General features: G+C 71.1%; 26 protein-coding genes and 1 pseudogene. 15 read left to right on the top strand and 12 right to left on the bottom strand.

The features are described from left to right. The first annotated feature begins 98 nt into the window (after window positions 1-98). Entirely contained in the window at window positions 99-347 is a 249-nt protein-coding gene (locus IE178_RS23255) for a methyltransferase (protein WP_193513643.1), read from the top strand. Window positions 348-404: 57 nt separating this feature from the next. Here IE178_RS23255 and IE178_RS23250 read toward each other — a convergent pair whose 3' ends face one another. Together IE178_RS23250 and IE178_RS23245 are read right to left on the bottom strand one after the other, a co-directional pair. After that, window positions 405-611 (bottom strand): DUF397 domain-containing protein, encoded by a 207-nt coding sequence (locus tag IE178_RS23250; protein ID WP_193513642.1) that lies wholly within the window; start codon window positions 609-611, stop codon window positions 405-407. After that, entirely contained in the window at window positions 608-1,441 is an 834-nt protein-coding gene (locus tag IE178_RS23245) for a helix-turn-helix domain-containing protein (protein ID WP_193513641.1), read from the bottom strand. Before IE178_RS23245 ends, IE178_RS23250 begins: the two co-directional genes overlap by 4 nt. Before the next feature lie 205 nt (window positions 1,442-1,646). Here IE178_RS23245 and tgmA point away from each other — a divergent pair, with 205 nt between their 5' ends. The 4 genes from tgmA (at window position 1,647) to IE178_RS23225 (ending at window position 4,653) form a co-directional block, all read left to right on the top strand. Then, window positions 1,647-1,913 carry a putative ATP-grasp-modified RiPP gene (gene tgmA, locus IE178_RS23240; RefSeq protein WP_184760829.1) on the top strand — a complete coding sequence of 89 codons (267 nt, stop codon included), beginning with the start codon at window positions 1,647-1,649 and terminating at the stop codon, window positions 1,911-1,913. A gap of 3 nt (window positions 1,914-1,916) precedes the next feature. Continuing rightward, window positions 1,917-2,897, top strand: coding sequence for an ATP-grasp ribosomal peptide maturase (gene tgmB / locus IE178_RS23235; protein ID WP_193513640.1), 981 nt, complete (start codon window positions 1,917-1,919; stop codon window positions 2,895-2,897). Next, on the top strand, window positions 2,894-4,096 hold the full coding sequence (gene tgmC, locus IE178_RS23230; RefSeq protein WP_193513639.1) for an ATP-grasp peptide maturase system methyltransferase: 1,203 nt from the start codon (window positions 2,894-2,896) through the stop codon (window positions 4,094-4,096). The genes tgmB and tgmC overlap by 4 nt, the downstream gene beginning before the upstream one ends. Before the next feature lie 116 nt (window positions 4,097-4,212). Continuing rightward, complete coding sequence (locus IE178_RS23225) at window positions 4,213-4,653, top strand: ATP-binding protein (protein WP_193513638.1); 441 nt, start codon at window positions 4,213-4,215, stop codon at window positions 4,651-4,653. Between the two features lie 52 nt (window positions 4,654-4,705). Here IE178_RS23225 and IE178_RS23220 read toward each other — a convergent pair whose 3' ends face one another. Both IE178_RS23220 and IE178_RS23215 read right to left on the bottom strand, forming a co-directional pair. After that, complete coding sequence (locus tag IE178_RS23220) at window positions 4,706-4,936, bottom strand: hypothetical protein (protein WP_193513637.1); 231 nt, start codon at window positions 4,934-4,936, stop codon at window positions 4,706-4,708. Next, window positions 4,933-5,502: a hypothetical protein gene (locus IE178_RS23215; RefSeq protein WP_193513636.1), complete on the bottom strand. Its 570-nt coding sequence runs from the start codon at window positions 5,500-5,502 to the stop codon at window positions 4,933-4,935. Before IE178_RS23215 ends, IE178_RS23220 begins: the two co-directional genes overlap by 4 nt. Window positions 5,503-6,045: 543 nt before the next feature. Here IE178_RS23215 and IE178_RS23210 point away from each other — a divergent pair. The 3 genes and pseudogenes from IE178_RS23210 to IE178_RS23200 all read left to right on the top strand — a co-directional run. Next, entirely contained in the window at window positions 6,046-6,996 is a 951-nt protein-coding gene (locus tag IE178_RS23210) for a helix-turn-helix domain-containing protein (protein ID WP_193513635.1), read from the top strand. A 140-nt stretch (window positions 6,997-7,136) separates the two neighbouring features. Further along, the gene (locus IE178_RS23205; RefSeq protein ID WP_193513634.1) at window positions 7,137-7,634 is read left to right on the top strand and encodes a VOC family protein; all 498 of its coding nucleotides are present in this window, start codon (window positions 7,137-7,139) and stop codon (window positions 7,632-7,634) included. Window positions 7,635-7,652: 18 nt separating this feature from the next. Beyond that, a pseudogene (locus IE178_RS23200) lies at window positions 7,653-8,045 on the top strand (IS982 family transposase); the annotation flags it as partial. Between the two features lie 19 nt (window positions 8,046-8,064). Here IE178_RS23200 and IE178_RS23195 read toward each other — a convergent pair. After that, window positions 8,065-8,919, bottom strand: a complete 855-nt coding sequence (locus IE178_RS23195; protein ID WP_193513633.1) for an NmrA family NAD(P)-binding protein — start codon at window positions 8,917-8,919, stop codon at window positions 8,065-8,067. After that, window positions 8,916-9,350: a nuclear transport factor 2 family protein gene (locus IE178_RS23190; protein ID WP_193513632.1), complete on the bottom strand. Its 435-nt coding sequence runs from the start codon at window positions 9,348-9,350 to the stop codon at window positions 8,916-8,918. Before IE178_RS23190 ends, IE178_RS23195 begins: the two co-directional genes overlap by 4 nt. A gap of 122 nt (window positions 9,351-9,472) precedes the next feature. On the opposite strand from IE178_RS23190, the gene IE178_RS23185 reads away from it, so the two are divergent. Then, window positions 9,473-10,054 (top strand): TetR/AcrR family transcriptional regulator, encoded by a 582-nt coding sequence (locus IE178_RS23185; RefSeq protein ID WP_193513631.1) that lies wholly within the window; start codon window positions 9,473-9,475, stop codon window positions 10,052-10,054. Window positions 10,055-10,243: 189 nt separating this feature from the next. After that, window positions 10,244-10,534, top strand: coding sequence for an RICIN domain-containing protein (locus tag IE178_RS23180; protein ID WP_193513630.1), 291 nt, complete (start codon window positions 10,244-10,246; stop codon window positions 10,532-10,534). Here IE178_RS23180 and IE178_RS23175 read toward each other — a convergent pair. Together IE178_RS23175 and IE178_RS23170 are read right to left on the bottom strand one after the other, a co-directional pair. Continuing rightward, a complete protein-coding gene (locus tag IE178_RS23175; RefSeq protein ID WP_193513629.1) occupies window positions 10,525-11,274 on the bottom strand; it encodes a transposase family protein in 750 nt (249 codons plus the stop codon). The genes IE178_RS23180 and IE178_RS23175 overlap by 10 nt on opposite strands. 230 nt (window positions 11,275-11,504) lie before the next feature. Continuing rightward, window positions 11,505-12,128 carry a hypothetical protein gene (locus IE178_RS23170; RefSeq protein WP_193513628.1) on the bottom strand — a complete coding sequence of 208 codons (624 nt, stop codon included), beginning with the start codon at window positions 12,126-12,128 and terminating at the stop codon, window positions 11,505-11,507. A 203-nt stretch (window positions 12,129-12,331) separates the two neighbouring features. Here IE178_RS23170 and IE178_RS23165 point away from each other — a divergent pair, with 203 nt between their 5' ends. Then, window positions 12,332-12,562, top strand: a complete 231-nt coding sequence (locus IE178_RS23165; protein ID WP_193513627.1) for a hypothetical protein — start codon at window positions 12,332-12,334, stop codon at window positions 12,560-12,562. A gap of 52 nt (window positions 12,563-12,614) precedes the next feature. Here the strand turns inward: IE178_RS23165 and IE178_RS23160 are convergent, their stop codons facing one another. Together IE178_RS23160 and IE178_RS23155 are read right to left on the bottom strand one after the other, a co-directional pair. Then, entirely contained in the window at window positions 12,615-13,574 is a 960-nt protein-coding gene (locus IE178_RS23160; protein WP_193513626.1) for a D-2-hydroxyacid dehydrogenase family protein, read from the bottom strand. 43 nt (window positions 13,575-13,617) lie between these two features. Next, window positions 13,618-14,994, bottom strand: coding sequence for an FAD-binding oxidoreductase (locus tag IE178_RS23155; RefSeq protein ID WP_193513625.1), 1,377 nt, complete (start codon window positions 14,992-14,994; stop codon window positions 13,618-13,620). A gap of 235 nt (window positions 14,995-15,229) precedes the next feature. On the opposite strand from IE178_RS23155, the gene hemB reads away from it, so the two are divergent. Then, a complete protein-coding gene (hemB, locus tag IE178_RS23150) occupies window positions 15,230-16,225 on the top strand; it encodes a porphobilinogen synthase (protein WP_193513624.1) in 996 nt (331 codons plus the stop codon). A 3-nt stretch (window positions 16,226-16,228) separates the two neighbouring features. On the opposite strand, the gene IE178_RS23145 is transcribed toward hemB, so the two are convergent. Further along, window positions 16,229-16,984, bottom strand: a complete 756-nt coding sequence (locus tag IE178_RS23145; protein ID WP_193513623.1) for a DUF4232 domain-containing protein — start codon at window positions 16,982-16,984, stop codon at window positions 16,229-16,231. Between the two features lie 221 nt (window positions 16,985-17,205). On the opposite strand from IE178_RS23145, the gene IE178_RS23140 reads away from it, so the two are divergent. Both IE178_RS23140 and IE178_RS23135 read left to right on the top strand, forming a co-directional pair. After that, window positions 17,206-18,627 carry a helix-turn-helix domain-containing protein gene (locus tag IE178_RS23140; RefSeq protein WP_193513622.1) on the top strand — a complete coding sequence of 474 codons (1,422 nt, stop codon included), beginning with the start codon at window positions 17,206-17,208 and terminating at the stop codon, window positions 18,625-18,627. A 350-nt stretch (window positions 18,628-18,977) separates the two neighbouring features. Next, window positions 18,978-20,204, top strand: coding sequence for an aminotransferase-like domain-containing protein (locus tag IE178_RS23135; protein WP_193513621.1), 1,227 nt, complete (start codon window positions 18,978-18,980; stop codon window positions 20,202-20,204). A gap of 309 nt (window positions 20,205-20,513) precedes the next feature. Here IE178_RS23135 and argS read toward each other — a convergent pair whose 3' ends face one another. Next, entirely contained in the window at window positions 20,514-22,289 is a 1,776-nt protein-coding gene (gene argS, locus IE178_RS23130; protein WP_193513620.1) for an arginine--tRNA ligase, read from the bottom strand. A gap of 150 nt (window positions 22,290-22,439) precedes the next feature. Here argS and lysS point away from each other — a divergent pair, with 150 nt between their 5' ends. After that, complete coding sequence (gene lysS, locus IE178_RS23125) at window positions 22,440-24,182, top strand: lysine--tRNA ligase (protein ID WP_193513619.1); 1,743 nt, start codon at window positions 22,440-22,442, stop codon at window positions 24,180-24,182. The last annotated feature ends 66 nt before the right edge of the window (window positions 24,183-24,248 follow it).

Below are 24,248 nucleotides of genomic sequence, written 5' to 3'. Positions count from 1 at the left end.
CACTGCGGCACCCCGTTCACCGCGTTACACCGAGGCGCTGCATCGGGTTCGGGAGATGGGCGACGGTCCCCGGGCATCCGTCAAGCGGACACTGCGTCTTGCAGCGCCTGTTGCGGATCGCCGGCCGGTCCGAACTGACCGCCCGCGACAAGGCCAACCTCGACATCACCTGGCTGCGCGACCCGAGCCTCGACGACGCGGACAACCTGCCCGCGCCCGAGGTACTGGCCGCTGAGATCGTCGAAGACCTTCAGGCCGCGCTGGAGGAGTTCGCCGCGATCGCGGAGACCTTGCAGCAGGCTCGGGGGGAAGGAGCGGCGACGGAAGCGACTCCGGTCGCCGACTGACACGTAGACGTGGCCCGGACCCGTGGGCTCGGATACGGGCCACGTGTGTCTACTCCCTCAGTGCCCGGAAACGTACGGCAAGAAGGCCGTCCAGGTTGTGGGGGTGAGGGTGAGGCGGGGGCCGTCGGGGTTCTTGGAATCGCGGATACGGATGGTCTCGGGAGCGGTGGCGACCTCGACGCAGGAGGGGGTGTCTGCACCGCTGTGGCTGCTCTTTATCCACTTGAGCACTGTCTCGTCCCTGGAGGCGGGCTTGAAGCTCATGGCTCTCCCAGCATTTTCTCGATGAAGGCCAGGGACTCTTCGGGAGTGAGGGCTTGGGAGCGGATGGCCCCGTAACGGATCTCAAGGATCTGAACGAGCTTGGGGTCGACGATCGAACGACTGGTGAGCTGAACCTCGTTGTAGCCCACGGTGATGCCTTCCTTGAGCCTGAGTACCCGGAACGGGCCATCGACCCCGGCGTTTGCCTCGCGCCCAAGAGGCATGACCTGAAGGTCAACGTTCAGCAACCCACCCAACCGCAACAGCTGTTCGAGTTGCTTGCGCATCACCATTGTGCCCCCGTACGGGCGCCGCAAGGTCGACTCGCACTGGACGAAGCTGAAGACCGGCAACGTGGCGGTGCAGTCCATGATCTCTTGGCGTGCCGCCCGCGCAGTGACCTGCTGCTCCAGTTCTTCCTTCGTGAACGGCGGACGTCGTGAGCCGAACACCGCCCGCGCGTATTCCTCGGTCTGCAACAACCCGTCGATGACCGAGTTGTTGTAGGAGCAGATCTCGACGGCTTCCGCTTCCAGGCGCTTCACATCTCGTACCTTCTTCGGGTACCGGACCTCCGCCACGTCCTTCTTCATCGCGGCGATCTTTCCGCCCGCACCCAACACCTCGTCCGCCGCGTCCAAGTACTCCGGCCGGGGGATCCGCCGCCCCCGCTCCACGCAGGAGACCGTCTCCTCCCCGTACTTGATCGCCGCCCCGAACTCCGCCTGGGTGAGGCCGGCCGCCTCCCGCCACAGCTTCAACTGCCGGGTGACCGTACGCATCACGGCCCCGGCCTCTTCGTCGTCCAGCCCCGCTTCCCACTCACCCATGTTCGCCGCCTCCCGTCGTGCGCCCTTCCCCGGACCAACTCCGGCCGCCCGCGCCCGGTCACCCCGGGCAGGGCGGACAGAAACCGGGCAGCCGGCGTACAGCCAGCGGCCGTACGAGCTGCCCGTATTCACAGTCTGCACACGCGTGAGCACACTGAGTGGTGAGAATCTGGAACTCCGCATCGCGGACAGAGAAGGGACCCCCATGACGACACTCGCCCCCGAGACCCCCTGGGCGCTGCGGCTGGTCACCGACCGGCTGCCGGTCGGGCCGCCGCCGTATGTGGCGGTGACGCTCGACCCCGTCACACAGACCGCCCGCTACGCCGACACCGCCGGGCGGCCGGTCGAGATGGGCAAGCACGGGACGTCGAGGACGATCGGTACCGCTTCCGTGTCCGGGGGCGGTGACGGGAACGGTCCGCAGCCCCAGACGCAGGACGACAGCACCACCGATTACGAGTCGGACTGACCGATGGCCTCCACCGTCCTGGTCGTCACTGCGCTGGAGGACGTCACCGCGGACCTGGTCGTCGCCGCGTTGAACGAGCGCGAGGCGTCGGTCGTCCGTGTCGACCCCGCCGACATCGGGCCCGCCCTGACGTTCGGCTTCCGCATCGACGGGGACCGTCCGGCGTGGAGTGGACGGCTGCGTACGGCGAGCCGGGAGGTGGAGCCGGGGGAGGTGGCGGCGGTGTACTACCGCCGCCCCACTCCGTACGGCACCCGGTCCGCGCAGCTGCCCCGGCAGCAGCGGGACTTCGCCGCCGCCGAGGCGCGGCACGGGCTCGGCGGGGTCCTGAACGCCCTGTCCGGCGCCCGGTACGTCAACCATCCGGCCGCGGTGGCCCGCGCGGAGTCCAAGCCCGCCCAGCTCCGCCGGCTCGCCCGGCTCGGGCTGAGGATTCCTCCGACGCTGATCACCAACGACCGTGAGGCCGCCGAGGAGTTCGCCGCCGTCCACGGTCCCGTCGTCTGCAAGACGTTCCGCGGCCTGCCCGCCGGCGACGACGGGCGCGCCGGGGCGATCTGGACCCAGCGGGTCGACCCGGAGACCTTCGACGACACGCTCACCGTGACCGCCCACCTGTTCCAGGCCGAGATCCCCAAGACCGGTGACGTACGCGTCACCGTGGTCGGCCGTCGTGTCTTCGCCCAGCAGATCGCCGCACCGGACGGTGCGTTGGACTGGCGCCGGGGCGACTGGGGTGCCCTGCGCCACGCGCCCATCACTGTGCCGCCTCTCGTCGAGGCCGCGCTGCACGCCTACCTGGCCTCGTTCGGTCTGGTCTTCGGCTGCTTCGACTTCGCGCTCACCGGTGACGGGGACGACCCGGAACACTGGACGGCGATCGAGTGCAACCCGAACGGACATTGGGGCTGGCTTCCCGACGCGCCGGCCATCACCGAGGCGTTCGCCGACCTTCTTACCGTAGAAAGAGAGGGCCGTTCATGACGATGCCCGTCGACCTCGAAACCGATGCCGCGCGGCTGCGCGGGGCGATGGCGGAAGAGCTCGCCGCACGCGGGTTCCTCGACGATCCGGCCTGGCGTGCGGCCGTGGAGACGGTGCCCAGGCACCGGTTCGTGCCCGGCTACTACCTGCCCGCCGACCAGCGCGACGGGCGAGGGCTCACCGTGTGGCAGCCCGTCACCGCCGCACTCGACCACGGACGCTGGCTGGCCGCCGCGTACTCCGACACCACACTCATCACGCAGTTCGACGGTGACGAACCCGACTGGAAGAACCCGGCCGAGCGTCATGGAGGAGCCCCGACCTCATCCTCCACCCTGCCGTCGCTCGTGGTGCGGATGTGGGCCGACGCCGATGTCCGGGAAGGGCACACGGTACTGGAGATCGGCACGGGGACGGGGTACTCGACCGCGCTCGCCTGCGCACGCCTCGGTTCCGCCTGCGTCACCAGCATCGAGGTGGACCCGCACCGGCTGGAGCGGGCCGCGAGCGGGCTGCACGGCTGCGGTTACACACCCACCCTCGCGGTCGCGGACGGACTGTACGGGTACTGGCCCGAGGCACCGTTCGACCGGATCGTCGCGGCCTGCTCCTTCCGGGCCGTTCCCCCGGCCCTGGTCGGCCAGACCCGGCCAGGAGGAAAGATCCTGCTGACGCTCTCGGGCTGGCTCTACGGGTACGCCCGTGTCCTGCTCACGGTCGCCGAGGACGGCACCGCCGAGGGGCACCTGCTGGGCGGCACGGTCTCCTTCATGTCGGCCCGTGCGCACGCGGCGCCGGCCATCGGCAACCCCGGCCACTGGACGGCCGGGCTGCCGGGAAGGTCGCGGGTCGCTCGGCACGGTCCCGAGCGGATCACCGACGCGACCGAGGAGGCCTTCCAGCTGCGCTTCCTCGTGCAGACCGCCGTCCCCGACGCGCAACTGACCACGGTCGGTGACGTCCTGCACCTGGTCGACGTGGTCAGCGGGTCGGCCGCCACGCTGACCCCGGACGGCGACGGTGATTGGCAGGTGCGGGAGGGAGGGCCGGTACCGCTGTGGCAGAACGTCGAGCGGGTTCTCGACGCCTACGACTCGGCCGGACGGCCCGGACCGGAAACCTTCACCCTGTGCGTCCACGAAGGCGGGCAGCATCTACGCCATGCGCAGTTGCCCTGTCTGCCCCTGCCGTCGCCCTGAGGGTTCGAGGTCGTCACCGGCCCCCGCGCCTCTCCCCGGGCAGCCCGGACGGGACCGGACGCGCCACGGACAGCCGTCGGCCGCACGGGCCGCCCACCTTCACGAAGAGCATGTGAATGGACACTCTCGGTGATGTGAACCAGGAAATCACCGCGCCTCGCACCCCGCTGCACCAGTTCTCCGTGCCGCTGTCCGCCACCCGTCGGGGTGCCCGTCTCGCCCGGCTGCTCGCCGCCGAGCAACTGGGCGCCTGGGAGGTGCCGTTGGACCCTGCCCGGTTGGTCGTCGCCGAACTCGCCGCGAACGCCGCGCTGCACGGCCGTGTCCCCGGCCGGAGCTTCCGGCTTACCCTCATCGTCACCGCGCACGGGGTGCTGCGTATCGAGGTGACCGACACCCGGGGCGAGGCCCTGCCCGTGTGCCGGGACGCCCCCTCGGAGCCCGCCGAGTCCGGCCACGGCCTGTTGCTGGTCCGGGAGCTGGCCGACCGTTGGGGTGTACGGAGCGGCCCGGTCCCGTCCAAGACCGTGTGGGCGGAGCTGGATCTCGGCCGGTGATCGGCGCCGGTGCCGCGTGAGCCGCACGAGAACCCGCGTCCTGGCCCCTCCTTCAGGGCGAACCCGTCGACCGTCGGCGGTCGATCTCGGCGCGGACGTCGGCTTCGCTCCTGTACAGCCGGAGCAGGGTCTCCGTGGAGAGGATCCGCGCCTCACAGTCGGGCACGTGACCGAAGTACGTCCCGTCCGTGCCCCACTTGGGCATGTACGCGCCGTGGCAGAGTGGGCAGTACGTGGTCACGCGGTCGTCGAAGTCGTCATCCCAGTCGATGCCGTAACTCACTGCTCGTCCCTTCGGCCGTGTTGCCTGCGTCGGACTCGCCGGGCCTCCAGCGCTGTGGTGACGGCCACGCGCACTGTAGCGATGACCACGACCGCGCAGGCGGTCCAGCGACATGCCGCATGCTCGAACGAGGCACTCTCGTGCGGGGCCAGCGCGGCGGCCGTACCCATGCCGAGGGTCACCACACCCCAGTTGTAGAGCCTGACCGCCCTGCGGGACGAGCTTTTCCAGATCTGGAAGTCACGTTGCTGTACCTGCATCAGCACGGTCTCGGGCGGTTTATCGGACGTCCCGTACCAGGCGTCGAGGTCCGCCGAGTTGAAGAGGTGCGTGGCCGCGTTGAAGCTGCTCTGGATACAGGAGATGAACAGGACCGCGCACACGGTCATCAGCATCATGGCTGGTCCGGGCCAGCGGAACTTGTCACCGTCGGCGGCCATCACGCCGGCGATGCCGATGGCCGCGGCGGCCAGCAGCGGGGCTGCCACGAAGTGTGCGTTCTGTGCGGCAGTGACATAGCCGATCTTCGAGGGGATGGCCCAACGGTCCCTCGGTGCCTGCTGCATACGCCCCCTCGTCCCGTGTGTCAGTGGTCGCGGTGTCCTCGTCGCACGTGATTGAGCTGTCTACGAGTCTGTCCGAGTCGCGGAGAGTACCTGTCCTGAGATTCGGCGGGTCGTGAGGACGAGGACGTATCCAACATCGTGTACGCGACGTGCGGGAAGGGGGCGTGAGGCGAATCGAGCGGTACTCCCTCCCTCATCGCTCGGGTTACGGCAGGGGTGCGGGGGATCCTTCGTGCGCGCACCAACCGGACGGCCCACCGGCGCCGGGAAGTGCGGGATGCGGCGGTTTGGGCTCAGGGGCTGCGGGCGGTAAAAGACCAAAGAACCCCGGGAAAAAACCAACCAACCAAACCAAACCTCGCGTAGGTCACTCGAGCGGGTGAAACCGGCGGATGTGGCTGGCGTGTCGGTGGTTCGGGCGTGCAGGCTCAGCCCGAGAGCACGGCAACTCGGTGCTCTCACAAGCCCCTACATGCATCGGCCCTCGCCGGGACTGGCATCCCAGTGCGAGGGCCTGACCAACGAGGAAGCAGAACCTTCCCTATGGCTGAGAAGAAGACTAGCCCCGTCCCGCGCCCGATTCAGGGTGTTCGACGCAGCACCACCCCCTCCGGTGTCACACACGTACGCACGTACCAGTCCGGGCAGTACGTGGTGATCGGCCACCACCTGGCCCAGCACCGTGAGTTGTCGCTGACGGCGATCGGGCTGGCGGCGCACATCCTGTCGGTGCCCGAGGGCGCCCCGGTCGACATCCGCAGCCTCGCGGAGCGCTTCCCCGAGGGGCGGGACCGGATCGCGTTCGCGCTGAGGGAGCTGGAGGCGCACGGCTATCTGGAGAGGGTCCGTGAGCACACGGAGGCGGGCCGCCTGGTGACGCGTACGTACGCCCACCACACGCCGTCGTCCGTGCGCCTGACGGGAAGGCCTGTCCCTGTCGGGCCGGTCGAGGTCCACGCGGGGGCGCACGAGGCGGCGGTCGCTGCGGAGGCCGGGGAACCGCCACAGGAGGACGACCAAGCCGGCCACCAACCGCCCACTCCTGACCAGCCCGAACCGGTAGCCCAGCCCCGTGACGACGCTCCTCGTGACGAGTTGCACGAGAAGGCGGTCACGCTGCTCGCCGGCCTGCGTCGCACTGACCCGCGACTCACCCTCTCCCTCCGCGACGTGAACAGAATGGCCCCAGGTGTCGTCGACTGGCTCAAACGAGGCGCCACCCCCGCCGCCGTCCACCACACCCTGACCGCCGACCTGCCGGTGCTGATGAAACACCCGGCCGGAGTGATCGCCTACCGCCTCCGCGAGCTCCTGCCCCCGCACCTCCCGCCCGCCCCCGTACCGGTGGCGGACACCGGCATCGTCCCCCACGGCAGACACCCCTTCCAGGACTGCGACGGCTGCGACCGCGTCTTCCGCGCCCCGTCCCCCGGCCGCTGCCGCGACTGCCGCCCTGCCGCGCCGGCAGTCAACGGGACCCCGTGCGCGGCCTGAGCCCGTGCCTGCCCGCACAGGCGTGGGCGTGGCCAGGCGGGACGGCTTGCGGCACGGAGTGGTGCTAGGACCGGGGCTGACCTAGATGAGGGTTAGCGTCATCCCCGCGTTGAGGCACTCGCACCCCAGGAGGCAGTCAGATGGCCGTCAAGTCGGTTCCCCAGGGCTACCACACCGTGACGCCGTGGATCATCTCGCGCGACACGGTGCAGCTCATCGACTACATGAAGAGGGCCTTCGGCGCGGAGGAGCTCGCCTGCCTTGCGGGCAAGGACGGGGCCATCGAGCATGCGGAGGTACGGATCGGCGACTCAGTGGTGATGATGTTCGACGCGCGGCCGGAGTGGCCGCCGACCCCTGGCTTCCTCCGCCTTTACGTCGAGGACGCCGACGCGGTGCACCGTCAGGCCGTTGCGGCCGGCGGCACCTCGGTCACCGAGGTCACCCACCTGTTCTTCGGAGACCGGGTCGGGCGGGTACGCGATCCGCTGGGCAACCTGTACTGGATCCAGGCCCGTGTGGAGGATCTGAGCCCGCAGGAAATGGAACACCGCCTCGCCGACCCGGAGTTCACCAAGGCCATGGAGTACGTCCAGAGCGCCGACTTCTTCCCTGCCCGAGAATCCAACCTCGGCTGACGTCCAGGAGCGAGAAGAGTGGCCTGCACGCCGACCGGGATGCCGATCCTGTGGGCGCTGGCGAATCCGAAGCTGGACGAGCGCGAGGTACTCCAGGCCATGCTCGATGTCGAGGAGGACCTGATCGCCTGTCGGCCCGGCCTGCTGCTGATCGCCGACAAGGGCTTCGCTGCCAAGGAGAGAACGACCTGGCCATGCACGGGATCGAACTGCTGCGGCCGTCGTTCAAGCGGGAGAAGAAGCGCAAGGGCGAGCCTCTCCTCAAAGTCGGTGCGGCAGATGATCGAGTCTGTGAACGACACCCTCAAAGGGCAGCTGGACCTCGAACAGCACGGCGGACGCACCTTTGAGGGCGTCGCCGTCCGCGTCGCTCAGCGAGTCCTCGCGATGGCCGTGGCATTCGATCACTGAACACATCGGACTCATTCGTCTAGGGGACGCGTGCGGTCTCCCGTTCGGCGACCATGCGGAAGTCGTGGGGTGGGCGGCCCGTGAGGTGGTGGACGGTGTCGGTGGTGCGGTCCTCGGCGCCGTTCGCGATGGCGCGGTCCATGTCGGCCAGCAGGGAGGCGAACTCCGCGGGTATGCCCGCCAGTTCGGTGAGGCGGTCGCGGAGCTGGGCCACGGTCAGGCGGTGGTGGGTGACGGGGCGGCCGGTGACCTCGGTGAGGGTCGTGGCGATGTCGTCGTGGGTGAGGGCCTCGGGGCCGGTCAGGACGAGGTCGGTGTTCGGGGCGTCGGTGTCGGTCAGGGCGTGGAGGGTGACCGCGGCGATGTCGTCGGCGTCGACGTAGGCGACGCGGCCGTCGCCGGCGGCGGTCGCGAAGGTGCCGGTCGCGCGGATCGTGGTGGCGTGGAGGTGGGTGCCGGTGAAGTTCTGCATGAACCAGGAGGGGCGCAGGACCGCCCACTCGTCGAAGAGGGACGGGAGGGCCTGGTGCACCGTGCCCACCGCCGGGCCGCCCTCGGGGACGGCCGAGGAGCTGAGCAGGACCGCGCGGCGCAGGCCGAGGGTGCGGGCGCGTTCGAGGAAGGGCAGCATGACCGCCGCCGGGTCCGGGTCGCCGATGGGTGGGACGAGGTAGACGCGGTCGGTGCCGGTGAGGGCGTCGTCGTGGGTGGTGGGGTCGTACCAGTCGAAGCGGGCCGCTTCCGCGCCGGGGAGTGCGACGCCCCGGCGGCCGGCCGCGCGGACGCGGTGGCCGGCGGCGAGGAGCTGTGCGGCGGTACGGCTGCCGGTGGTGCCGGTGGCGCCGATGACGAGGACGGGGCCGATGGAGGTCATCGGGTGCTCCCGGTGAAGTCGACGCCGGGCTCCTGCACGGCGAGCGGGTTCCAGTAGTCGCGGTAGCCCGTGATGAGACCGTCCCGGAAGGTCACGACGGCGATGTAGGTCATGTCGTAGGGGCGGCCGGTGCCCACGACGCGGCCCACGGCGCGCATTTCGACGACGAGGGTCCCGGGGTCGGTGGTGCGGTGGATGCGCAGGTCGGGGATGTCCTGGAGGTCGATGTGATCGGGGTAGTCGCGCATGTACGCGGCGACCGCTTCCTTGCCCTCCAGCCGCCGGGGCCAGCCCTCGGGGGCGAAGGGGAACTCCATGACCCCGTCCTCGGCCCACAGGTCGACCCACGCGGGCACGTCCTTGTCGAGCAGCAGGCGCAGGCCTTGGCGGTAGATCGCTTCCGGGGAGGCGTCGGGGGTGAGCGCGGGCATGGGTGTCTCCGTCCCGTAAAATGCGGACCGTCGGTCCGCTTTCCGTTCTCCCGAACGATACGGACCGGTGGTCCGCTTTGCAATCGCGGGAGGACGATCACGGAGGAAGGAGCGGGGATCGCATGACCGAGCGCAAGCCGCGCAAGGACGCGGCCCGCAACCGGGCGGCGCTGCTCGCCGCCGCGGACGACCTCTTCGCCCGCTGCGAGAGCCCCGACGACGTCACGATGTCGGATGTCGCGGCGGCGGCCGGCGTCGGCAAGGGAACGCTGTTCCGTGCCTTCGGCGACCGCACGGCGCTGATCCGCGCGCTGTACGCGGCGCGGCTGGAGCCCCTGGAGCGGGCCGTGGCGGAGGGACCGCCTCCGCTGGGTCCCGGCACGCCCGCGCCGGAGCGCGTGCCCGCGCTGCTCGACGCCGTCCTGTGCTTCAAGCTCGACCACCGCCATCTCGCGCTGGCGCTGGAAGGGGCCGGGGCCGACAGTCCCTACCAGGCGGAGCACTACGAGCGATGGCACGGTCTGCTGCGGTCCGCGCTGGCCGGCGTCCCCGGTCTCGCCGACGGCGACTTCGCCGCGCACGCCCTGCTGGCCGCCGTACGGGCGGACCTGGTCGAGTACCTCGCAGGGGCGCGCGGGATGGGCCGGGACGAACTGCGGGCACATTTGGCGGAGTTCGTGCGGCAGGTGCTGGCCGGGCCGTGAGGCGTACGGCGTTGCGTCGTGTGCCGGTGTGTGCGCGGAGTGCGCCGAGTGCGCAGGTGGGCGCGGAGTGCGCAGGTGGGCGCGGAGTGCCGTGGTGCGACTCCGCCCGTTGGTTGGGGTGGTGGGCGGGTGTGAAGGCTTCTCGCGTACAGGGCCGTCCGGCCCGAACCGAGAGACGAGGAGTCACTCGTGCCCGACATGATCACGGCGCTGCCCATCGGCCCGGTGGGGATGTCCCATCACGTCACCGGGACGTACTTCATGTGCAACGACTGGCACGACGGCGTCAACAACCACGTGCAGAACTGGGCCGAGTTCCCGTTCCGGACGAACACCACGGGCCACAAGTGGTACCTGGTGGAGAACGGGGACGGGACCGCACGGATCGAATCGTTCGCCAACCGCCGCTGCCTGACCGTCGGCGCCAAGCCGTCGGACATCGTCACCTTCCAGGAGCGCACCGAGCGTTTTCAGCGTTGACGCTCCAGGGTGAGGACGGCAGCGGCCATGACCGTCATGCGGTTGGGGCTGCAGCGGGCTCTGCGGAAGACGCGCCAGGACTTCAGTCTCGCGACGCTTCGTTCGACCGGTGCTCGTGCCGCTGACAGGGCACGGTTGATCGTCCGCTGGGTCGCGGTGAGGTCCTGGTGCGGAAGGCGTCTGATCGGCGTGGTCACCCATGAGCCGGCCCCGATGTAGGCGCGGTCGGCGAGGACGGGTACGCCTTGGCGTTCGCAGATCCGGATGATGCGGTGGATGCGGGCCGCGGTCAGGTCATGGGTGCGGCCGGGCAGTGCGGGCGAGATCCACAGCAGCTGGCCCGCAGGGTCAGCCACGACCTGCACGTTCACGCCGTGGCGGCGGTGCTTCTGGGAGAAGTCGGCCCGGCTGTCACCGACCCGGTCGCATTCGGCGAGCGTTCCGTCGAGCAGGACGTGATCGGGATCCGTCTCCCGCAGGACCCGCAGCAGCCCGGGCGCCCGGCGGGACAGATGGGCGACGACGGCGGTGACGTAGGCGTGGGCAGTGCCGACGGATATGCCGAAACCGGCGGCGATCTGCGCGAGCGTGTCGTGCCGGCGAAGGTAGACCAAGCCGACGAGAGCACGCTGGTGTGGCGGGAGCTTGCAGCGGCGGTCACCCTCACGGGTGACGATGAGCATGGTTACCCACTCGACCAGGTCGTGCGGGAGGTCGAGTGCGGCAGGATAGGGGACCAACGAGGCTCCTGCGCTGATGAGTTGAGACATCGAACACCTCTCCCAACGGCACAGGAGCCTCGTGCGTTGCGGAGACCACCCCGTGAGCCAAAGCACAGCGGTTGTCACCGGCAGAGCTGATTGAGCTGGTGTGTGAGACCGGTCGAAGCAGTCTGATTGTCATCAGTGAGGCACGCGGCTTGTCACAGATCCTCGTTCAGGACCACCGTGGCCGACTGGGAAACGACGTTTCAGTGTCCCCAGCTGGCGTAGATGGTGACGTTCTGACCATTGTCCCTGGCTCCGACGCACACGTCACGCCAGTCGAGCAGCCAGCCGCTGGGGCGGCAGCTCTCCTGCTGGAGGCCCAGCTCGCGGATGATCTCCGGGCGGGACAGGCCGTCCTCGCTGGTGACCGTCGCAGCGCGCCAGCAGCCGCCGGAACCGCAACTGGTGCCTTCGTTGACCATGCTGATGCCTGGCGGCAACGAGGGGAGGGCCTTGGACGGCGGGGCGTCTGAGCCTTCGCTGATCATCAGCGCGTACAGGAGGCCGACCACGAGGGTGAGGGCGAACTGCGTCCCCAGGAAGCCGATCGCTCCGTTGCGGCGGGAGATCCATTCCGGGGGAGGAGAGTTCTCGTGCCGTCCTTCCAGTCCCGCGCCGCAGGCGATGAGCAAGGGCGCGAGAGCCGTGAACACGAGATGGGCGTCGGGTCTGGGGGCGTCGATCCAGCCCTGCTGGACACTGATCAGCAGATCGGCTCCGACGAGCAGCGTGCCGCCGATCGCGAAGCCGACGGCGCGGGTGCGGGCGATCGTCATCCAGACGACGGCGGGCGCGACGGCGAAGAGTATCCCCAGGACGATCAGCATGTACGGGGGGACGTGCGGCTCCGAGCGCCCGGTTCCACACGGCCGGGGCTCATCTCTGGCCCGCAGGCCGGTCGTTCATGCCGTGAGTGCGGCGAAGTCGTCGTTGCCGAAGTCTTGCCTGTACGCACCTCCGGCCTCGCCGGTGACAACAAGCTTGCCTATGTGACAGCTACCGCGCTTCGGCTCACCCCGTCACCCGACCAGTGGCCACTCTGAAAACGCTCACCGACAGCCTCCACCAGAACTGGAGGTTCGTCCGCCAGGACGTCAGTTCCGACAGCTACGTCATCATCTCCGTCGTGCACCCACGGTTCGCGCTCGCCCTCGCCGAACACCACCAGCTGAACGACAAGCTGCTCGGCCTGACCCGGATGTGGGGCGGCGGGGTGCACCTGTCCCAGGTGTGGCGGGTGTTCCACGCCAGTGAGTTCTGACCCGGAGCCACGCCGCTGAGCGGCCGTCTCGGCGACGCCGGCTCCGGTGGCGTCAGCCGAGGCGGCGGACCGGGGCACCGGCCAGGTAGGCCTCGATGTTCTCGACCGCCTGGCCGTAATACGTGCGGTAGTTGGCCTGCGAGACATAGCCGAGGTGCGGGGTGGCCAGCAACCGGGGCGCGGTGCGCATCGGATGGTCCGCGGGCAGCGGCTCGATGTCGAAGACGTCGACTCCGGCGCCCGCGATCCGGCCCTCGCGCAGCGCCGCGAGCAGCGCGTCCTGGTCGACCAGCGCCGCGCGGGACGTGTTGATCAGGTACGCGGTCGGCTTCAGGAGGGCGAGGTCGGCGGCGCCCAGCAGGCCCCGCGTGCTCTCGGCCAGCACCAGGTGCAGCGAGACGAAGTCACCGCCGCGCAGCAACTCCTCCTTCGAGGCGGCCAGTTCCACGCCCACCTCGTCCGCGCGCTCCTTGGTGAGGTGCGGGCTCCACGCCGTGACCTCCATGCCGAAGGCGAGCCCCACCCGCGCCACCCGGCTGCCGATCTTTCCCAGGCCGAGCAGACCGAGGCGACGACCGTGCAGGTCGGCGCCGACCGTCGACTGCCAAGGTCCGCCCGTGCGCAGGGCGTTGTGCTCCGTGACGATGCCGCGGGCCAGCCCGAGCAGGAGCGCCCAGGTCAGCTCCACCGGCGGGATGGAGGAACTCTGGGTGCCGCAGACCGTGACGCCGTTGCGCTCGGCTGCCGCGTAGTCGATGACCGAGTTGCGCATGCCGGACGCGATGAGCAGCTTGAGCCGGGGCAGCCGGTCGAGCAGGGAGGCGCGGAACGGGACGCGTTCCCGCAGCGTCACCGCGATGTCGAAGTCCGCGAGCGCCGCGGCCAGTTCGTCCTCCGTGGCGAAGTGCCCGGTGAAGCCGGTGACCTCCACGCGGTCCTGGACGGGGCTCCAGTCGGCGATGGTGGTGGCGATGTCCTGGAAGTCGTCGAGCACGGCGCAGCGAAGCCGCATGGCGTTCCTCTCGGTGGCGTGACCGCAGCAGAGGGAACGGTACTCACACCGTGTGGCCGAAGCGGAGGAGGTGGGCCGGGTCGTAGGTCTGCTTGGCGCGGCGCAGGCGGTCGTGGACCTCCGGGGTCCAGGCCCGTGCGCGGTCCGTCGCGTCGCCCGGGGTGCCGTGGATGTTGACCATCGTGCGGCCCGTGCCGTACGGGGCCATCGCCGTGTGCAGTGACGCCGTGGCGCGTTCGACCGCCTCGGCGTCGGGCGGGGCGGCGATGACCGCGACGGCCTCCAGGAAGTGGGCCGCGTCGCGCGAGCAGATCGCGTCCTCCGTCCTCGCGGGGCGGGACAGGGCGCCGCCCATGTGGCGGAGCTGGGCAACCAGCAGCGGGCAGTCGGGGACGGCGGGGCCCACCTGGCCCAGGAAGGCGCGGATCGCGTCCGGCGTCAGTTCGCGCAGCAGGGAGCACGACTCGCGGCCGGGGAGCGGGTCCTGCGGCTCCATGTAGATGCTGTCGACGTCCGTGTACGGCATCTCCCGCGCCCAGTCGACCGACACCGGCGCGGCCGACCGGACCGGTGTCAGCAGGTCCTCGCCCTCGGCGAGCTCACCGGTCCAGGTGACCGCGACACGGGCCCAGAAGCGGCCGCGCAGTGGTTCGGGGAGCTGGGGGATCGGCGGCAGCCGGAGGACGCCGAACGCGCTGCACATCTGCTCCGGGACCGTCCGTGTCCATTCCGCCCAGGCGGTCAGGACGGCCTCGGCGTGTTCGCCCGGGTAGTAGATCCCGCCGCCGAGCACCGTGCGCAGCGGGATCAGTTCGGTGACCAGGGAGGTCACCACGCCCACATTGCCCTTGCCGCCGCGCAGCGCCCAGAACAGTTCCGGTTCGTGGTCCGGGTCCGTCTCCCGGAGGGTGCCGTCGGGGGTGACGACCTGGAAGGAGCGGACCAGGTCCGTGGCGTAGCCGTAGGTCCGGCCGAGCACCGGCAGGCCGCCGCCCACCGTGTAGCCGACCGCGCCGGCGTCCGTGGAGGTGCCGGTCAGCGGGGCCAGACCGTGCGGTGCGGTCGCGGCGAGGACGTCCCGCCATTTCGCGCCGGCGGCGATCGTCGCGGTGCGTCGCTCCGGGTCGACCCGTACGTCGGTCATGCGGGCGGTGCTGATCAGCAGGCCGTGGTCGATGGGGAAGTTGGCGCCGTGGCCGGTGGCCTGGACGGCGACCGGGGTGCCGGTGGCCGACGCCCAGCGCAGCGCGGTCACGACGTCGGCGGTGCCGGCCGCGACGACGACCACGTCCGGGGTGTGCAGTGCGGCCAGGTTGAAACCGGTGACCTCCTCGGCGTAGCCGTCGTCGCCGGGGCGCAGGACCGGGCCGCGGATCTCCGAGAGGGCGAACAGGTCGGGGATGTGGTGCGTGGTGGTCATCGCGTCCTCCGTGGCGCGCGTACGGAGGGACGGCGGCGGACTGCTGTCAGGCGTCCGGATGGGCGGCGGGGGCGAGCTGCCGTCGGGGTCCGTCCTGGGGCGTGGGTCGGCCGTGGGGTCGGTGCGGGGCCCTTCTCCACCAGCATGGACCCCCGGCCGGTGGCGCGCACGCGGGCCCGGGGCGCCGACTCGGCGTCGGCAAAGGCACGGGTGGGCCGGGCGTAGCGTAGGTGATATGACGACGTACGGATCCTTCCCCGGCACGCGTCCGCGGCGTCTGCGGACCACCCCCGCCATGCGGCGCATGGTCGCCGAGACCAGGTTGCACCCCGCCGATCTGGTCCTGCCCGCCTTCGTGCGCGAGGGCGTGAGCGAACCGGTGCCGATCGCGACGATGCCGGGCGTCGTGCAGCACACGCGCGACAGCCTGAAGAAGGCGGCGGCGGACGCCGTGGCGGCCGGGGTCTCCGGGATCATGCTGTTCGGGGTGCCGGAGGAGTCGAAGAAGGACGCCCTGGGGACGCCGGGGACCGACCCGGACGGGATCCTCCAGGTCGCCCTGCGCGATGTGCGGGCCGAGGTCGGGGACGATCTGCTCGTCATGTCCGACCTGTGCCTCGACGAGACCACGGATCACGGGCACTGCGGGGTGCTGGACGAGCAGGGGCGGGTCGACAACGACGCGACGCTCGAGCGGTACGCCGAGATGGCGCAGGTGCAGGCCGACGCGGGCGCCCATGTGGTGGGGCCGAGCGGGATGATGGACGGCCAGATCGGGGTCGTCCGCGACGCCCTCGACCAGATCGGGCGGGAGGACGTGGCCGTCCTCGCCTACACCGTCAAGTACGCCTCCGCCTTCTACGGCCCCTTCCGGGAGGCCGTCGCCTCCTCGCTCCAGGGCGACCGGAAGACGTACCAGCAGGACCCGGCGAACGTCCGCGAGTCGATGCGGGAGCTGGCGCTGGACCTGGAGGAGGGCGCCGACATGGTGATGGTGAAGCCGGCGGGTCCGTATCTGGACATTCTGGCGCGGGTCGCGGACGCGGTGGACGTGCCGGTGGCGGCGTACCAGATCTCCGGCGAGTACGCGATGATCGAGGCCGCCGCCGAGAAGGGCTGGATCGACCGGGACCGGGCGATCCTCGAGACGCTGACCGGCATCAAGCGGGCCGGCGCGCGCATCATCCTCACCTACTGGGCCACCGAGGTGGCCCAGCGGCTCGGACGGTAGCCCTCAGTAGGTCAGGGCGTCCTCCATCGACTGCTGCCAGTACGTCACCGCCAGGGTGCTGTCGTAGTACACGCCCTTGGCGGGCAGGGAAGGGGTCGCGGACGGGCCACCGTCGCTGTTCGGGGTGCGGCCCTGGAAGCCGACGGTCAGCTTGTGGCCCGTGGTCCCGCCGTCGCCGCTGCCGTCGGCGGAGGCCAGCAGCACGCCCGCGTAGGCGGACTGGCCCGGGTCGATGCCGACCACGGACTGCGGCTGCGACGCCTCGACCGGCTGCGGCACCCACTGCATCTCGTCGAAGCGCAGCACCGGGTAGTAGGTGAGGTCGCAGGGCTGCGAACCGGTGTTCTTGACCGTGATCAGCATGTGGTTGACGGGGCGGGAGACGGGCTGGGCGGTGACGGTGGTGTTGGAGCCGTTGCAGGCGACGCGGGTCTCGGGGCCGTCGTCGGAGCCGGTGCCGGTTGCGGCCGACTTGTCACTGCCCTTGCCGGTGCTTCCGGTGTTCCCGGTCTTCTCGGCGTCCGTGCTTCCACCGCCGCCGGTGCTGTCGGCCCCGCCGGCCTGGGCGTGCTCGTTGGAGGTGGCGTCGCCCTTGGAGGTGCCCGAGGAGGTGCCCGAGGAGGTGTCCGTGGTCGCCGTCGCGGTCGACTCGGACGCTCCCTCGTCCGTCGTGCCCGTCCCGTCCTGGCACGCCGTGAGGGCGAGGGCGGCGAGGGCGACTCCGGTGGCGGCGAACAGACGGATGCGGGACTTGCGCATGGCGAATTCCTTGTCACGAGTGAGGGTTTGGCGTGACCGCTCGACCGGTTGCCGGGAGCGGCGTGCTTGGATGACCAGAGCTTGTGGTGTGATCCGTCCCGGCCGCCACCTTCGACGGAGGATCTGGGACGCTGGAACGCTCACACCGCTGTGACCTGGGGAAACGACCGTTCCCTGGAACGGTGGAATGGAACGCGGAAACGCGGGGGGTGGCAGGAACGGTGTCGGAGGACACGGCCGCGGCGGAGTTCGCCGCGCTGCTGGGGGAGTTGAAGAAGCGGTCCGGGCTGAGCTACGGGGTGCTCGCCAAGCGGCTCCACATGAGTACGTCGACCCTGCACCGGTACTGCAACGGGGACGCGGTGCCGACGGACTACGCGCCGGTGGAACGGCTGGCCCGGCTGTGCAAGGCGCGCCCCGAGGAGCTGGTCGAGCTGCACCGGCGGTGGGTGCTGGCGGACGCGGTGCGGGGGCGCAAGCCCGCGATGCCGGGGGCGGCCGGAACCGACGAGGGTGCGGCGGTCGCGGATGCGGAACCGGTGGGGCCCACCGGTTCCGTCGAGCCGAGCGAGGTCCGGCCGGTCGAGGTCCAGGCGGCCGAGGTCCCGCCGGTCGAGGTCCGGGCGGCCGAGGTCGAGGCCGAGGTCGAGCCGGCCGGGGCGGACGAGGTCGCGCAGATCGGGGGCCCGGACGCCGGACCCCGCACCCGCCCCCGCCGCCGTACCCGCACCGCCGTCCTCGCCGGGATCGCCGTGGCCGCCGTGCTCGGTGGGGTCGCGCTCGCCGTGAGTCAGCCGGAGGGCGGGACGGACGGGGCCGGCCGACGGGGGCCGGCCGGTGGCGCGGGCGTCGACGACAAGGACGTCACCTCGTCACCCTCGCGCTCCACCACGCCGTCCGCGTCCGCGTCCGCCTCGGCCTCCGCCTCGGCCTCCGCGTCCCCCGAGGGCGGCGAGGGCAAGGGCCGGAGCGGCACGCCGACCTCCGGTGCGTCCTCGCCGAGCGCCCCGGCCGAGGGAAGCGGTGTCGTGCCGCTCACCGTGCGCACCGATCCGTACTTCTGGGTGGATCCCTGTTCGCAGCGGTATCTGATCGACCGGCCGCCGAGCGAGGTGCATCCGCCGCCGCCGGAACAGGACGCGCCGGGATGGGTCGGTAGGTTCGGGGCCGTGGCGTCGGGGGAGCAGAACGTGCGGCTCACCGTGCAGGGGACCGGCGCGGAGACGGTGGTCGTGGAGGGGCTCACCGTGCGGGTGGCGGGCAAGCGGTCGCCGCTCGCGTGGAACGACTTCGCCATGGGCTACCCCGGCGTCGGCTGCGGCGGCGACGTGCCGGCGCGGTCCTTCACGGTCGCCCTCGACGCCGCGCGGCCGCTCGTGACGCCCGTCTCCGGGCACCGCGACTTCCCGTTCAAGGTGAGCGAGTCCGACCCCGAGGTCTACTACATCAACGCCGACGCCTCCGCCTACGACGTCAAGTGGTACCTGGAGCTGAAGTGGTCCAGCGGCTCCCGCAGCGGCACGCTCACCCTGGACGACAACGGCCGCCCCTTCCGTACCAGCGGCAACAACGGGCGTGCGGCCTACGAGTTCCCGCTGGGCGGCGAGGAGTGGGTTCCGGAGGGCACGACCGAGGTCGGCTAGGACCGGGTGGCGGCGGACGACCGGCACGTCCAAGGCCAGGACGTCTTCCGGCCTCGAAGGTCACCGGACGACGCCGTACCGTCCCGGCGGCCGTGACCACTGAGCATGACGAAACGTCTCCTCTGCCTCATGTCCCGGCGGCGGTACCGGCCGAAGGACCACTCACGGTCGCCGCGAGCATGCTCCCCGAAGCGCCGCGTCGCGCTCACAACGCCCGGGTGACCGCGAGGCGCCCGCCGCACCGGGCGCCGAACGCGCGGCTGCCGGAGGCGCACGCGGTGCCGGTGCCCCGGCTGTCCGCATCACGGAAAGGTGCTTGTACGCGACAAGTACTTCTCTAGGCTGCGGACATGACCGTGACCCAGCCCGCCCCCTCCCCCGCCCCCGCCCCGGCCTCCCCGCCGCCGCTCGCCGCGCGGGCCCGGTCGATCGGGGGTTCGCCCGTACGGGACATCCTCGCCGTCACCGCCCGCCCCGAGGTGATCAACTTCGCGGGCGGGCTGCCGGCCCCGGAGCTGTTCGACGCCGACGGCATCGCCGCCGCGTACCGGGCCGTCCTCGCCGAGGCGCCCGCGCGGGCACTGCAGTACTCCACCACCGAGGGCGAACCCGCCCTGCGGGCCGCGCTCGCCGAGCGCACCTCGGCGCGCGGACTGGCCACCGCGCCGGACGACCTCATGGTCACCACCGGCTCGCAGCAGGCGCTGTCCCTGCTGTCCACCGCGCTGCTCGAACCCGGCGACACGGTGCTGGTCGAAAGCCCCTGCTACCTGGCCGCCCTCCAGGCCTTCGGGCTGGCCGGGGCCCGGGTGGTGGCCGTGCCCGGTGACGAGCACGGTCTCGACCCGGAGGCGCTGGAGGAGCTCGTGCTGCGCGAGCGCCCCAAGCTGCTCTACACCGTCCCCACCTTCCAGAACCCCACCGGCCGCACCCTGCCCGCCGCGCGCCGCGCCGCCGTGGCCGAGGTCGCCGCGCGGTGCGGGCTGTGGATCGTCGAGGACGACCCGTACGGGGAGCTGCGCTTCGAGGGCGAGCGGGTGCCGTGGATCGCCGCCCAGCCCGGCGCCGAGGACCGGACCGTGCTCCTCGGCAGCTTCTCCAAGATCATGGCACCCGGCCTGCGCCTCGGCTGGCTGCGGGCGCCCGGGGAACTGCGCCGCGCCTGCGTCGTCGCCAAGCAGGCCGCCGACCTGCACACGCCGACCCTCAACCAGCTCGCCGCCGCCCGCTATCTGGCCGACCGGGACCTGGACGCGCACGTCGCCCGGGTCGCCGGGGCCTACGGTGTACGCCGGGACGCGATGCTCGCGGGCCTCACGGACGCGCTCCCGGCCGGGTCGACCTGGACCCGCCCCGAGGGCGGCATGTTCCTGTGGGCACGCCTGCCGGAGGGGTACGACACCACAGCCCTGCTCCCCGAGGTCGTCCGGCACGACGTGGCGTACGTCCCCGGCGCCCCCTTCTACGCCGGTGAGCCGGACCGGGCCACACTGCGGCTCTGCTTCGTCACGCAGACGCCGGAGGAGATCGCGGAGGGCCTGCGGAGGCTGGGGGAGGCGCTGCGCGCCCGACGCTGAAGGGCCAGGCGCCGCGCGCCCGACGCCAAGGGCGGCGGCTCGTCCCGGCCCACCCACCCGCCCGTCGAAACACTCCCGCTCGCCGCCGGCCGCCGCGTGCCGGAAGCAGGAGCGGACGACGCCGCCGGGGCGGGCCGCGGTCATCCCGGTGCGGACGTAGGTCGCCACGTCCACTCGGTCCACGGCGCGTACCGCGCGGGTCGGACCGCCCGCCGTGACGTCCACCCGGCCTCCGATCCGTCCCCCACATCCGTGCGGCCCGTCCTCCCCCTGGGGGAGGACGGGCCGCACGCCGCATGCCGGCGAAGGTCAGAGCCGCTCGGGCGTCCGGATGCCCAGCAGGGCCATGCCCCGGTGCAGCGTGCGGGCCGTGATGTCGCACAGGAACAGGCGGTTCTCCACCTGGGCCGGGGACTCGGCCTTCAGGACCGGGCACTTGTCGTAGAACGACGTGTAGTGGGACGCCAGCTGGTACAGGTACGCCGCCAGCTTGTGCGGGGCGTACTCGCGGGCCGCCTCCGCCACCGTCTCCGCGAACGCGTCCAGGTGCAGGCCCAGCGCCCGCTCGGCCGGGGCCAGTTCCAGCTCCGGGTGCGCCGACGGGCGGACGCCCTCGGGGGCCTTGCGCAGGATCGAGCGGATACGGGCGTAGGCGTACTGGAGGTAGACGGACGTGTCGCCGTTCAGCGAGACCATCTGGTCCAGGTCGAACTTGTAGTCCCGGTTCGCCGACGTCGACAGGTCCGCGTACTTCACCGCGCCGATGCCCACCTGGGTGCCCCGCTCGGCGATCTCCTCCTCGGACAGGTCCTGCGCCTTCTCCCGCACGACCGCCGACGCGCGGTCGATCGCCTCGTCGAGGAGGTCGACCAGACGCACCGTCTCGCCCTCACGGGTCTTGAACGGCTTGCCGTCCTTGCCGAGGACCGTGCCGAACGCCAGCTGGACCGCGTGCACGTCGTCGTTGAGCCAGCCGGCCCTGCGCGCGGTCTCGAAGACCATCTTGAAGTGCAGCGCCTGCCGGGCGTCCACCACGTACAGCAGGGTGTTCGCCTTCAGGTGGAACACGCGGTCCCGGATCGCGGAGAGGTCGGTCGCCGCGTAGCCGTAGCCGCCGTCCGACTTCTGCACGATCAGCGGGACCGGGTTGCCGTCCGGGCCCTTGACGTCGTCGAAGAACACGCACAGCGCGCCCTCGGAGCGGACCGCGACGCCCGACTCCTCCAGCAGCCGGCAGGTCTCCGCGAGCATGTCGTTGTAGCCGGACTCGCCGACGATGTCCGCGTCGCGGACCTCCATGTCCAGCTTCTCGAAGACGGAGAAGAAGTAGATCTTCGACTCGTCGACGAACTTCTGCCACGTGGCCAGCGTCGCCGGGTCGCCCGCCTGGAGGTCGACCACCCGGCGCCGGGCGCGCGCCTTGAACTCCTCGTCGGAGTCGAACAGCTTCCGCGCCGTCTTGTAGAGGCGGTCGAGGTTGGACATCGCCTCCTCGCCGGACGCCTGGAGGTTCTCGTCGGCCTTGTGGTCCAGCTCGTGCGGGTGCTCGTCCAGGTACTGGATGAGCATGCCGAACTGGGTGCCCCAGTCGCCGATGTGGTGCCGGCGCACGACGTTCTCGCCGGTGAACTCCAGCAGCTGGACCACCGAGTCACCGATCACGGCGGAACGGAGGTGGCCGACGTGCATCTCCTTCGCCACGTTCGGCTGGGCGTAGTCGATCACCGTCGTGCCGGGGTTCCCGGTCGACGGCACGCCGAGGCGGCCCGTGTCGTCCGCGTACCGCGCGGCCAGGTTCCCGGTGATCGCCCTGTCCGCGATCGTGAGGTTGAGGAAGCCCGGACCGGAGACCTCGACGTCCTTGATCAGGTCACCGGTGGTGATCCGCGCGACGACCTCGCCGGCCAGCTCGCGCGGGTTCGCCTTCGCCTTCTTGGCCAGCGCGAGGATGCCGTTGGCCTGGAAGTCCGCCCGGTCGCTTCGTCGCAGCAGCGGGTCCGCGCCGGCGGCCTCCGGCCGGGTGGCCGAAAGGGCGGACGCGAGATGCTGCTGGACGGAGTCGGTGAGGGACGTGACCGAGGCCATGGAGGCTGCCGTTCTGCTCGGGTTCGTGGACTACTGACGAAGCCGAGTATCCCACGCGGTGAAAAGCGGTTTTCGCGGATGCGGGCCGGACTGGGAGAATGGAGCGGTCAGCCGTGCGACCGTACCGGCTGTTCGAGCAGAAAGAAGGACGTGCCGATCGTGGCTCAGAGCACCGAGACCACCGACTGGGTCTCCCGTTTCGCGGATGAGGTCATCGAGGAGTCGGAGCGTCGGGCCCCGGGCAAACCGGTCGTCGTCGCGTCCGGGCTGTCGCCCTCCGGCCCGATCCACCTGGGCAACCTCCGCGAGGTCATGACCCCGCACCTCGTCGCCGACGAGATCCGCCGCCGCGGCCACCAGGTGCGGCACCTGATCTCCTGGGACGACTACGACCGGTACCGCAAGGTCCCGGCCGGCGTCACCGGCGTCGACGAGACGTGGTCCGAGCACATCGGCAAGCCGCTCACCTCCGTCCCGGCGCCCAAGGGCTCGGCGCACCCGAACTGGGCCGAGCACTTCAAGGCCGCGATGATCACCTCGCTGGCCGAGATGGGCGTCGAGTTCGACGGGATCAGCCAGACCGAGCAGTACACCAGCGGCGTCTACCGCGAGCAGATCCTGCACGCCATGCGGCACCGCGGCGACATCGACGCGATCCTCGCGCAGTACCGCACCAAGAAGACCCCGGCGAAGAAGCAGCAGCAGAAGCCCGTCGACGAGGCCGAGCTGGAGGCCGCCGAGGGCTCCGGCGCCGCGGCCGAGGACGACGGCAGCGCCGGTGCCGCCGGGTACTTCCCGTACAAGCCGTACTGCGGCAACTGCGAGAAGGACTTCACCACCGTCACGTCCTACGACGACGACTCCACCGAGCTGACCTACGCCTGCTCGGTGTGCGGCTTCTCCGAGACCGTCCGGCTGAACGAGTTCAACCGCGGCAAGCTGGTCTGGAAGGTCGACTGGCCCATGCGCTGGGCGTACGAGGGCGTGATCTTCGAGCCCAGCGGGGTCGACCACTCCTCGCCGGGGTCGTCGTTCCAGGTGGGCGGGCAGATCGTCGGGATCTTCGGCGGCAAGCAGCCCATCGGGCCCATGTACGCCTTCGTCGGCATCAGCGGCATGGCCAAGATGTCGTCCTCGCGCGGTGGGGTACCGACCCCGGCCGACGCCCTGAAGATCATGGAGCCGCAGCTGCTGCGCTGGCTCTACGCCCGGCGCCGGCCCAACCAGTCCTTCAAGATCGCCTTCGACCAGGAGATCCAGCGCCTCTACGACGAGTGGGACCGCCTCGACGCCAAGGTCGCCGACGGCTCCGCGCTGCCCGCCGACGCGGCCGCGCACTCCCGCGCGGTGGGCACCGCCGGCGGTGAGCTGCCGAGGACACCCAGGCCGCTGCCGTACCGCACGCTGGCCTCGGTGGCGGACATCACCGCCGGTCACGAGGACCAGGCGCTGCGCATCCTCAGCGACCTCGACCCGGCGAACCCGCCGGCGACGCTGGACGAGGCCCGGCCTCGCTACGACAAGGCCGAGGCGTGGATCAACACCCACGTCCCCGCCGACCAGCGCACCATCGTCCGCGCGGAGCCCGACGCCGAGCTGCTGAAGTCGCTCGACGAGCAGGCGCGGCAGTCCCTGCGGCTGCTGCTCGACGGCCTCGCCGACAACTGGTCGCTGGACGGGCTCACCCACCTCGTCTACGGCGTGCCCAAGGTCCAGGCCGGCTTCTCCGCCGACGCCACGCCCAAGGAGCTGCCGCCGGAGATCAAGACCGCCCAGCGGTCCTTCTTCGCGCTGCTGTACCACCTGCTGGTCGGGCGGGACACGGGTCCGCGTCTGCCCACACTGCTGCTCGCGGTGGGACAGGAGCGGGTGCGGGCGCTGCTCGGGGAGTAGACCGCGGTTCCACGAGAAGAGGGGGCGTCCGGTGTGTGCCGGGCGCCCCCTCTCGTCGTCGTGGCT

Origin of the sequence: Streptomyces griseoloalbus, from assembly GCA_014650015.1 — a bacterium.
In the GTDB taxonomy this organism is placed as follows: Bacteria; Actinomycetota; Actinomycetes; order Streptomycetales; family Streptomycetaceae; genus Streptomyces; species Streptomyces griseoloalbus.
The sequence above is the reverse complement of the archived record's forward strand: the minus strand, read 5'-3'. Positions and strand labels throughout refer to the sequence as shown.

What these genes read in the sequence shown, in the direction of transcription:
- IE178_RS23195 (WP_193513633.1), bottom strand. Translation starts at nt 8,919, where the DNA reads ATGACCTCCATCGGCCCCGTCCTCGTCATCGGCGCCACCGGCACCACC.
- IE178_RS23185 (WP_193513631.1), top strand. Translation starts at nt 9,473, where the DNA reads ATGACCGAGCGCAAGCCGCGCAAGGACGCGGCCCGCAACCGGGCGGCG.
- IE178_RS23225 (WP_193513638.1), top strand. Translation starts at nt 4,213, where the DNA reads ATGGACACTCTCGGTGATGTGAACCAGGAAATCACCGCGCCTCGCACC.
- tgmB (WP_193513640.1), top strand. Translation starts at nt 1,917, where the DNA reads ATGGCCTCCACCGTCCTGGTCGTCACTGCGCTGGAGGACGTCACCGCG.
- tgmA (WP_184760829.1), top strand. Translation starts at nt 1,647, where the DNA reads ATGACGACACTCGCCCCCGAGACCCCCTGGGCGCTGCGGCTGGTCACC.
- IE178_RS23170 (WP_193513628.1), bottom strand. Translation starts at nt 12,128, where the DNA reads ATGCTGATCGTCCTGGGGATACTCTTCGCCGTCGCGCCCGCCGTCGTC.
- IE178_RS23190 (WP_193513632.1), bottom strand. Translation starts at nt 9,350, where the DNA reads ATGCCCGCGCTCACCCCCGACGCCTCCCCGGAAGCGATCTACCGCCAA.
- IE178_RS23205 (WP_193513634.1), top strand. Translation starts at nt 7,137, where the DNA reads ATGGCCGTCAAGTCGGTTCCCCAGGGCTACCACACCGTGACGCCGTGG.
- argS (WP_193513620.1), bottom strand. Translation starts at nt 22,289, where the DNA reads ATGGCCTCGGTCACGTCCCTCACCGACTCCGTCCAGCAGCATCTCGCG.
- IE178_RS23245 (WP_193513641.1), bottom strand. Translation starts at nt 1,441, where the DNA reads ATGGGTGAGTGGGAAGCGGGGCTGGACGACGAAGAGGCCGGGGCCGTG.
- IE178_RS23210 (WP_193513635.1), top strand. Translation starts at nt 6,046, where the DNA reads ATGGCTGAGAAGAAGACTAGCCCCGTCCCGCGCCCGATTCAGGGTGTT.
- IE178_RS23155 (WP_193513625.1), bottom strand. Translation starts at nt 14,994, where the DNA reads ATGACCACCACGCACCACATCCCCGACCTGTTCGCCCTCTCGGAGATC.
- IE178_RS23250 (WP_193513642.1), bottom strand. Translation starts at nt 611, where the DNA reads ATGAGCTTCAAGCCCGCCTCCAGGGACGAGACAGTGCTCAAGTGGATA.
- IE178_RS23145 (WP_193513623.1), bottom strand. Translation starts at nt 16,984, where the DNA reads ATGCGCAAGTCCCGCATCCGTCTGTTCGCCGCCACCGGAGTCGCCCTC.
- IE178_RS23215 (WP_193513636.1), bottom strand. Translation starts at nt 5,502, where the DNA reads ATGCAGCAGGCACCGAGGGACCGTTGGGCCATCCCCTCGAAGATCGGC.
- hemB (WP_193513624.1), top strand. Translation starts at nt 15,230, where the DNA reads ATGACGACGTACGGATCCTTCCCCGGCACGCGTCCGCGGCGTCTGCGG.
- IE178_RS23160 (WP_193513626.1), bottom strand. Translation starts at nt 13,574, where the DNA reads ATGCGGCTTCGCTGCGCCGTGCTCGACGACTTCCAGGACATCGCCACC.
- IE178_RS23135 (WP_193513621.1), top strand. Translation starts at nt 18,978, where the DNA reads ATGACCGTGACCCAGCCCGCCCCCTCCCCCGCCCCCGCCCCGGCCTCC.
- tgmC (WP_193513639.1), top strand. Translation starts at nt 2,894, where the DNA reads ATGACGATGCCCGTCGACCTCGAAACCGATGCCGCGCGGCTGCGCGGG.